Source organism: Lactobacillus nasalidis, from assembly GCF_016587775.1.
Classification (GTDB): domain Bacteria; phylum Bacillota; class Bacilli; order Lactobacillales; family Lactobacillaceae; genus Lactobacillus; species Lactobacillus nasalidis.
In genome coordinates this window covers 1-3,750 of record NZ_BOCG01000419.1, presented here as the reverse complement: position 1 = coordinate 3,750, position 3,750 = coordinate 1, and the positions used below count along the sequence as shown (strand labels likewise).

Annotated in this window: 5 protein-coding genes and 1 pseudogene; 5 read left to right on the top strand and 1 reads right to left on the bottom strand. The window is 53.5% G+C overall.

The annotated features are described in order from the left end of the window. The 3 genes and pseudogenes from lacNas_RS07795 to lacNas_RS07785 all read left to right on the top strand — a co-directional run. A pseudogene (locus lacNas_RS07795) lies at positions 1-331 on the top strand (LD-carboxypeptidase); the annotation flags it as partial. Positions 332-395: 64 nt separating this feature from the next. After that, positions 396-587 (top strand): hypothetical protein, encoded by a 192-nt coding sequence (locus tag lacNas_RS07790; RefSeq protein WP_201331093.1) that lies wholly within the window; start codon positions 396-398, stop codon positions 585-587. 110 nt (positions 588-697) lie between these two features. Then, positions 698-1,288, top strand: a complete 591-nt coding sequence (locus tag lacNas_RS07785) for a TMEM175 family protein (protein WP_201331092.1) — start codon at positions 698-700, stop codon at positions 1,286-1,288. Positions 1,289-1,339: 51 nt separating this feature from the next. Here the strand turns inward: lacNas_RS07785 and lacNas_RS07780 are convergent, their stop codons facing one another. Beyond that, positions 1,340-2,209: a LysR family transcriptional regulator gene (locus lacNas_RS07780; RefSeq protein ID WP_201331091.1), complete on the bottom strand. Its 870-nt coding sequence runs from the start codon at positions 2,207-2,209 to the stop codon at positions 1,340-1,342. 137 nt (positions 2,210-2,346) lie between these two features. Here lacNas_RS07780 and lacNas_RS07775 point away from each other — a divergent pair, with 137 nt between their 5' ends. Beyond that, positions 2,347-3,549 carry an MFS transporter gene (locus lacNas_RS07775; RefSeq protein ID WP_201331090.1) on the top strand — a complete coding sequence of 401 codons (1,203 nt, stop codon included), beginning with the start codon at positions 2,347-2,349 and terminating at the stop codon, positions 3,547-3,549. A 64-nt stretch (positions 3,550-3,613) separates the two neighbouring features. Further along, positions 3,614-3,750: helix-turn-helix domain-containing protein (locus lacNas_RS07770; RefSeq protein WP_244661442.1), on the top strand; the 137-nt coding region annotated here is incomplete at its 3' end.

Sequence of the window (3,750 nt, the reverse complement as noted above, 5' to 3'; positions counted from 1 at the left end):
CGGCAACTTGCGCTGCTTGCTCAAGCTGGCGGGAACGCCGTATTGGCCCGACTTCAAGGGGGCAGTCCTCTTGCTGGAAGCCTACCGGGGCCGGCCAGAGCGGGTCGCCAGTCTCTTGGAGCAGCTGAGGGAACTGGGCGTTTTTGACCAGGTTAGCGGCGTTTTGCTGGGAACCTTCAGCGAACTGGACCGGATGAAGGAAAGCGAGCTGCCAGCGCAGCTCTTGCAGGACCTATTGCCGGCCGGAACTCCTTTGGCCCGGACCGAATACATCGGCCACCGGCCAACAGCCCGGGCAATCAGCTTGGGGAAAAGCTGCATTTTTGCCTGAACTTGCTGTATAATATAAGTATGAAACCGCTTTGCTAAGCCCTGACAGAAATCAGGTGATTAAGATGCTTAGTGAAAAGACAATTGATTTGCTGGTATGCTTTGTAGCATTTATCGTTTTTGCGATCGTAGTCTCGATTTATCCAGAAGAAATGTTGTCGTTGTTGATTGCGACCGTCCTGCTGATCGGCATTTACGCGATCTGCAAGGAACTGGTGAAGGATTGGCTGAAACACAACCATCGTTTTGGAGTTTAGCAGGCGGAGAAAAACGCGTCCTTAGGGACGCGTTTTTGAATTGCCGTTTTTGCAGGTATTTGTTTGTAGTATAATTAATTTTAAAATAAAAATAAGGGAGTAAAGAATTAATGAACAAAGAGAGATTAATTGCTTTTACCGATGCGATTTTAGCGATTATCATGACCATTCTGGTGCTGGAACTGGCCAAACCGGCATCCCCGACCGTGAGCGCCTTTTGGGCCCTGCGGACCAGTTTCTTCTCATACGCCCTGTCTTTCTTCTGGCTGGGTTCTTTATGGGTAGGGCTCAATCAGATCTGGGACAAGGTAGAGCAGATCGACAACGCGGTTATCTGGTGGAATCTCCTGCTGCTCTTTTTGGCATCGCTGATTCCATACGCGACTTCGCTTTGCAGCGAGTACTTTGAAAGCAAGGTGATCCAGGCCTTTTACGGGATCGTCGTTATTTCCATGACCGTCTGCAACTACTTCCTGCACCTGGCTTTGGACAAGCCGAACCGGAATACGCCAATCCTGCTTGAAGCCACCAAGACCTACCGGCAGATGCTCGTACCGGACATCGGCATCAAAATTGTCGGCCTCCTGCTGGCCGTCATCGTTTATCCGCCATTGATGATGTATGCTGTTTTGCTGGCTTCAGCTTACATTCTGACAATGAAGCACCGGGCGGACGTCCGGCACAAGCGCGCGCAAAAATAAGGCGCCCGAAATTACAAAGACCGTCAACCATCAAGGTTGGCGGTCTATTTTTTATGGCAAATCCTCCTTGTGGTCCAGCAGGTATTTGATGAACAGCTTGTCGGCCAAAGGCAGTTCTTCCTTGTCAACGTAGGCAATAGCCAGGGTGCGGCTGACCGGGGGATTGAGGGGCAGGCAGACGTTGCGGAAACTGGTGCGGTCCAGGATCAGCTTGGCCAGCACGCTGACGCCCAGCCCGGCTTCGACCATGGTCATGATCGCGTAGTCGTCGTGCAGGCGGTACTTTACCTTGGGCGTGAGGCCTGCTTTTTTAAAGGCCTCCATGATCTCGCTGTAGCTGCCTTCTTCCAGTTCCAGGAAAGGTTCCTGGGCCAGATCTTCCAGGCTGACCCTGTCAGCAGAGGCCAGGGGGTGCTTTTCGGGCAAAACCGCCAGCATTTCGCCGCTTTTGACCAGGTCATACTGCAATTCGCCGCAGGCTACTGGCGAGATAAAGCCGCAGTCGACCTTGCCCGACCGGATCCATTCCGGAATCAGGCTGTAGTCGCCCTGCTGGAAGACAAACTGGACATTGGGGTATTGTTTTTGAAAGCCTTGAATCAGCTGGGGCATCCAGTGGCAGGTGATGCTGGAAATGGTCCCGATTCTGATGACGTCGTCGTTCAGCCCCCGGATGTCGGCAGCCTTGCGTTTTACGGCCTGGCTGCTTGCCAGCAGTTTCTCGATATCGGGGTAGATTCTCTCGCCTTCGATCGTCAAGTGCGCGCCGCCTTTGGACCGGGTCAAGAGCTTGATCCCCAGCTCGTTTTCCAGTGACGCGATCATCTGGCTGATTGAAGACTGGCTGTAGCCCATGGCCTTGGCGGCTTTGGTAAAGCCACCGGTTTCCAGAATTTTCTGCAGGGCAAGATAGCGCTCCATTTTATGCCTCCTTTTATATCGTAAATAGCGATCAAAACATCGTTAACTTCGGTTTTACTGATTAAAGGATAGCATATATAATGACGATAAAGTATTTTTAACGGAAAAAGAGGAAATGATTTGTGAACAGACAAGGGATGAATTTTAAGAAGGCGCTATTGTTTGGGCTGGCAGCCTGCTTTTTGTACGGGATGGGAGCCGGACTGAGAGCGGACATCGGGATCTTGCTGCAGCCGATCATGAAGCAGACAGGACTGGCCTACAGCCAGGTCAGTTTCAGCATTGCCTTGCTGCAGCTGGTTTTCGGAAGTTCGCAGCCGTTTTTCGGAATTCTGGCGGCGAAGCGGTCAAACCGTTTCGTCCTGCTGACCGGGGTCGGGCTGATTATCTGCGGCTTGACCGGGATCACGTTCGCTTCCAGCCTGCCGGCCTTGATTGCGTTTTTGAGTATCGTTTTTGGACTGGGAGCCGGGGCGGTCTCCTTTGGGCTGGTCTTCACGTCAGCGGCTTGCTTTGTCGGTCCAAAGTACGCGATGATGATTTCGGGGATGCTGAACGCTTCAGCCGGGATGGTCGGTTTTGTCCTGTCGCCGCTCTTGAACCAGCTGCTGGCTGTTGGCGGCTTGCAGCTGGTAGTCGCGGCAGTTGCGGCAGCCGCGGCCTTGACCCTGCCGGTCGTTTTCCTTGTCACCTCCAGAGACCCTGGGCGCGGCAATGAGAAAGAAGCTGACCTGCCGGAAAGCGGGGCCATTTTTAAAGAGGCTTTTCACAGCCGGACATACCGGCTCCTGCTGGCAGGCTTCAGCACCTGCGGCTTTCACATGGTGATCATTGAGTCGCATCTGTTTTCACAATTCAAGTCTTACGGCATTTCAGCAGCCGCGGCCAGCTGGGCCTTTTCGACTTACGGGATTGCCACGATCGCTGGGGCCCTGCTGTCAGGCTGGCTTAGCGGGCGGTTGCCTAAGGGCCGGCTGCTGGCTTTCTACTATGCCTTCCGGGCAGCCTGGGCAGCCGGCTATGTCTTCTTGCTGCCCAAGAACTTCATCACGGCGGCTGTGTTTGCCATTGGCCTTGGGCTGACAGGAGACGCGACGGTATCGCCAACGTCGGGACTGGTCAACGAAGAATTTTCGCTTGGGAAAGTCGCCACTTTGGTAGGCTTGCTCTTCCTGGGCCACCAGATCGGAGCTTTTGCCAGTGCCTGGATCGGGGGCATTCTGGTTGACGCTACGGGCGGCTATCAGCTCTTATGGCTGATCGACAGTCTGCTTTGTCTGGCGGCCGCCTTGGCCAGTTTCAGAATCAATGAGGAAGATAAAAAAGAAATTGCTGAATAAGTGCCGCGGATCGGCAGCGAACTATGCTAAGCTAGTTAGTAGCAAGATAAAGGGGTAAAAGAAAATGTTGTACGATCCGCATCTCGATATTTTTTTGCAGGCAGCTGAGCTCGGAAGCTTCTCCAAGGCGGCTGAGGCCAACTATATCACGCCGTCTGCCGTCATCAAGCAGATTGACCTGCTGGAGGCCAGACTGGGGGT

Excerpts from the sequence above, each read along its gene's own strand:
- lacNas_RS07790 (WP_201331093.1), top strand. The coding sequence starts at position 396 with ATGCTTAGTGAAAAGACAATTGATTTGCTGGTATGCTTTGTAGCATTT.
- lacNas_RS07775 (WP_201331090.1), top strand. The coding sequence starts at position 2,347 with ATGAATTTTAAGAAGGCGCTATTGTTTGGGCTGGCAGCCTGCTTTTTG.
- lacNas_RS07780 (WP_201331091.1), bottom strand. The coding sequence starts at position 2,209 with ATGGAGCGCTATCTTGCCCTGCAGAAAATTCTGGAAACCGGTGGCTTT.
- lacNas_RS07785 (WP_201331092.1), top strand. The coding sequence starts at position 698 with ATGAACAAAGAGAGATTAATTGCTTTTACCGATGCGATTTTAGCGATT.